The sequence below is a fragment of the Oleiphilus sp. HI0117 genome (assembly GCF_001635235.1).
Genome location: NZ_LWGA01001427.1, coordinates 1 through 467 on the forward strand (window position 1 = coordinate 1; position 467 = coordinate 467).

At 45.0% G+C, this 467-nt stretch carries 1 pseudogene; it reads right to left on the bottom strand.

Annotated features, from left to right (window positions below):
- Nucleotides 1–467, bottom strand: a pseudogene (locus A3757_RS23985) (flagellin-like protein); the annotation flags it as partial.

Sequence of the window (467 nt, forward strand, 5' to 3'; positions counted from 1 at the left end):
TAATGACTTGCTAGCTTGCTCAGCTGAACTTAAGTCTACGTCTTCAAAGCCTAATTCTTTGATCTCTTTGGCTAAGTCTTTGCCTTCGAGTTGAATGCTCTTTCCTGGTTGATCCAGTTGAATATTGAAGTCTTGTTCACCACTGAGTAGGGCCTTGCCATTGAAGTTAGTGTTTTCGAGAATGCTATTTGAGTCTTCAATCAAGAGATTTGCTTCTTCTTGCAAGGCTTGTCGGTCTTGTGTGGATAGCGCACCGTTACCAGCTTGAATCGTCAACTCTTGTATACGACCAATGTTATCGTTAAGGCTTTTCAGTGCTCCGTCGGCAACCTGAATTGCGGAAATGGAGTCATTGGCGTTACGGATGCCTGCATCAAAAGCACCTAGTTGGCTATTCAAGCGTTCAGATATTGCTGCGCCTGCTGCATCATCAGCTGCGCTATTAATCCGGCTTCCTGAACTGAGCT